Raw genomic sequence first — 3,797 nt, forward strand, 5'->3', positions numbered from 1 at the left:
TATCTCCTGCCTAAAAATTAGACAGGGCAAGTAGAACACCTGGGTCAATTTTGAATCAGCACTATGCCCTTTGCTGGGTCAATTTTCGGTCAGCCGTAACAAGCTGCTGGCCAGCGCTGCGCATGTGCCGGTAGTGTTCATGACGGGCCCGAGCGAGACTGAATATGTGCTCAAGGGCTTCCAGGTGGGCGGCATCGATTACGTGACCAAACCGATCCAGCCGTTGCAAATTGTCGCTCGGGTGGCTGCACATATCAGGACCGCGCGCATGATGTCGCAAGCCAGGGATGTCATTGACGCAGCGGCCCACGCCGTCATCGTACTCGCCACCGATGGTGCGCCGTTATGGCAAACCAGCAAGGCCTCGTTCTGGCTGGAGAAATATTTTCCACGCAACCAGACATATGGCCGCAAGCTGCCACCGCAGCTACAGTTCTGGCTGAATGAAAATCTGGTATTGCTGCGACAAACGCAACGTCCGCCGCGGCCGCTGGTGATCGCAGGAGAAGACGGCGAGCTGACCATCAATCTCTCGAAGAACGCCCAGAGCGCCGAGTTGACACTGCTGATGGAAGAAAAGATATGCAGTCTGCCCAACCCGCTGCAACTGCAAACATATCACTTGACTCCGCGCGAAACCGATGCGCTGGCCTGGCTTTCGAAGGGCAAAACCAACCGCGACATTGGCGAGATTCTCGGCATGAGCCCGCGTACCGTCAACAAGCATCTTGAGCACATTTATATCAAACTTGGGGTCGAGACGCGCGCCGCCGCTGCGCTGGCGATCAGTCGACAATACGAGCCGGCGCAACATCCGCAGCTGCAGCCGCTGCAATAGCCGTAGTAACGCAGACGTCGCCACAGCGCACCAAGGTAATCAGGCAGTAATGCAGTAATGCAGTAATGCAGCCCTGCCACAGCAGCGCGATATCAACGCACCAATGCCTTGATCTCAGCCAGTTGGCGCCGCGAAATCGGCAGCCGGTGCTCGGTATCGCGCAAGATCACCTGCCAGATTTCCTGTGGCTTGTCGGTGTCGCCATCGCTGTCGGCCACTGTCTGCATGACCCGTTCTACGCCTGTAATCGCGTTGCGCGCCACCAATGCGTTGCGATGAACACGGACAAAATGCCGAGTCAGTTCTGCTTCAATCGACACCAGCGAATCCTCAATCAAATACTCTTTGAGCCTGGTGCGCAGGGTAACGTACTTCAACTCCGCTTTCAGGTAGAGCACCTCTGTGATCGGCACCAACGACATACGGCCGCGTTCCTGAATGGCGAAATGCTGGCGCGGCGCGGCACCGGCAGAATGCGCCGCAGACGGTGCGATAGCAGAAGCCGGTTGACGCAAGCGACTAGCGCGTGCGATGGCTTGCGCCAGCCGGTTGGCACGCACCGGCTTGAGCAGATAGTCAAAGGCCTGCACGTCGAATGCGTTCAACGCATAGTCGTCGTAGGCAGTCACAAAAATGATCAACGGCGGCTCACCCCCTTGCACCGTGGGTTGCTTGAGCAACTGGTCAGCCAACTGCAAACCGCTGATACCCGGCATCTGTACGTCCAACAACACCAGATCCGGCGCGCTGACGGCAATCCCTTGCAGCGCTTCCTCTGCATGCGCGGCTTCACCGACCAGATAGTGGGGGCATTCAGCCACGATATCGGACAGCAGCGTAGTCAGCCTGGCGCGCGCCGGCGCTTCATCGTCGACAATAAATATGCGGGGAATCATAGGCATGGAAAGGTACTTGCTCGGTTTGATTTTTATTAAATGTATCTACTGCTCTAGTGAGTACCTGGTACTCGATTTAGCACTCTATTTTGCACTCTGGTGCCGGGCCAAGGCGGCCTTCACAAAAGGAAACCTGGCGCGTACCTCAAACTGGCCGTGCGTATTAGAGGTGGTTAACTGCCCCTCAACATCGTACAGCAAGGCCAGCCGCTCACGGATGTTCTCCAGCGCCATCTGATTGCCTTCGGGCAGCGCGGCGACGCCTTTTCCAGCATACGGATTGTAAGGATTGGTGATAGTGATTTCAATGCGCTCCAGCGAATAGACCAACTTGATGCGGATCAGCGCCGGTTCAGTGCTGGGCTCGACCCCATAGTGAACCGCGTTTTCCAGCAACGGCTGCAGCAGCAAGGTCGGGATCTGTGCGCGATAGATGACCTCGTCGCTGATGCCGTCGCGTATCCACTGCACTTTCAAACGCTCGCCCAGGCGTATTTTTTCTATCGACAAATATTGCCTGCACAGGCGAATTTCCTTTTCCAACGTGGTCATGGCGCGGCCGTCGCGCATCAGAACCCGGATCAGATCGGCCAGATCTTCCAGCGCCACCTCAGCGCGCAGCGGCTCGGTGCGGATCAGCGACAGTACCGCGTTCAGACTATTGAACAGAAAATGCGGCCGGATGCGCGCCTGCAGCGCCTGTAGCCGGGCCTCCACCAGCACCGGCGAAAAAGCCTTGGCGCGCAACTCAAAATAATGTTGCAGCACGATCCCGAACAACGCCGCCAGCGGCGTCCCGCCGGGAGCGCTAAGGTGGCTAAATCCACTGAGAAACCAGTCAAAGCCAAACAATAGGCGGATCACCGCCAGCGTCGCCAACGCCGGCACCAATGCGCACAATGAACGCTGCACGATGAGCGACATCCGATGGCCGATGCGATGCAAAGCGCATAAGATCGACAACGACAGAAAGCAGGCCGGCTCAATCAACATCGACGATTCGACGAAACTGCCAGCCGCCGCGACCACGCTATCGCTGCGCAACAGGATTGCCACCATCACCGCCAGATTCACCGCAATCATGGTCCGAAACACCACGCCGAGATTGCAACAATCCGGAATCACCAGTGCAATAGGCTGCCGCTGCGCTGCTGCACTATCGGCGGTCTGATCGGCTGGCGTAGGCAAGGACATAAATTAACCAAATGGCAATTAGAGGTTGAAACAGCTGAAGCAGTTGACGGGATTGATTAAATATTATTCACGTCTCAATCCGGCGCGACGACACCTTGACGCATCGGGATACAAGCATAAAGTGGGTTTTCCGGGGCGGTGATTTATAATCGCATAATTCATTGCACTCCCCAACCCTCAATTATGACAGCACAACTCTCCAAAAAAGGCGAAGCTTGGTCGGCTCGTTTTTCTGAACCGGTCTCCGATCTGGTCAAACGCTACACGGCATCGGTGTTTTTCGATAAACGTCTGGCAGCAGTCGATATTCAAGGCTCGCTGGCGCATGCCGAGATGCTGGCATATCAAAAAATCATCAGTGCCGACGACTACGCGGCAATTCAGAAGGGCATGGCCCAGATCCAGGGTGAGATCAGCAGCGGCAAGTTCGAATGGCTGCTGGATCTGGAGGACGTCCACCTGAACATTGAAAAGCGTCTGACTGAACTGGTCGGCGATGCCGGCAAGCGCCTGCACACCGGCCGTTCGCGCAACGACCAGGTAGCCACCGACATCCGCCTGTACTTGCGCAGCGCCATCGACGACATCAGCGGCCTGCTGCGCGATCTGCGCCTGGCACTGCTGGATCTGGCCGGGCAACACGCCGATACCATCTTGCCCGGCTTCACCCACATGCAGGTAGCGCAGCCGATCACTTTCGGCCATCACATGCTGGCTTACGTTGAAATGTTCGGCCGCGACGCCGAGCGCATGCAGGATTGCCGCAAACGCGTCAACCGCCTGCCGCTGGGCGCTGCCGCCCTGGCCGGCACCACCTTCCCGATCGAGCGCGAACGCGTGGCCAAAACGCTCGGCTTCGACGACGTATG

General features: G+C 57.2%; 4 protein-coding genes. 2 read left to right on the forward strand and 2 right to left on the reverse strand.

The genetic code is table 11. The annotated features are described in order from the left end of the window. The first annotated feature begins 70 nt into the window (after positions 1-70). Positions 71-838 (forward strand): LuxR C-terminal-related transcriptional regulator, encoded by a 768-nt coding sequence (locus tag ACIQ0R_RS11735; RefSeq protein ID WP_395827591.1) that lies wholly within the window; start codon positions 71-73, stop codon positions 836-838. Positions 839-930: 92 nt separating this feature from the next. On the opposite strand, the gene ACIQ0R_RS11740 is transcribed toward ACIQ0R_RS11735, so the two are convergent. Further along, complete coding sequence (locus ACIQ0R_RS11740; protein ID WP_395827593.1) at positions 931-1,740, reverse strand: LytR/AlgR family response regulator transcription factor; 810 nt, start codon at positions 1,738-1,740, stop codon at positions 931-933. 78 nt (positions 1,741-1,818) lie between these two features. Continuing rightward, complete coding sequence (locus ACIQ0R_RS11745; protein ID WP_395827596.1) at positions 1,819-2,928, reverse strand: sensor histidine kinase; 1,110 nt, start codon at positions 2,926-2,928, stop codon at positions 1,819-1,821. A gap of 183 nt (positions 2,929-3,111) precedes the next feature. Here ACIQ0R_RS11745 and ACIQ0R_RS11750 point away from each other — a divergent pair. Continuing rightward, positions 3,112-3,797 (forward strand): lyase family protein (locus ACIQ0R_RS11750; RefSeq protein WP_395827599.1); only part of this gene is annotated, 686 nt, incomplete at its 3' end.

The sequence above is a fragment of the Collimonas sp. genome (assembly GCF_044339385.1).
Taxonomy (GTDB): domain Bacteria; phylum Pseudomonadota; class Gammaproteobacteria; order Burkholderiales; family Burkholderiaceae_D; genus Collimonas.

Bases quoted from the DNA above. Each gene is read 5' to 3' on its own strand.
- ACIQ0R_RS11745 (WP_395827596.1), bottom strand. From the start codon at position 2,928: ATGTCCTTGCCTACGCCAGCCGATCAGACCGCCGATAGTGCAGCAGCG.
- ACIQ0R_RS11740 (WP_395827593.1), bottom strand. From the start codon at position 1,740: ATGCCTATGATTCCCCGCATATTTATTGTCGACGATGAAGCGCCGGCG.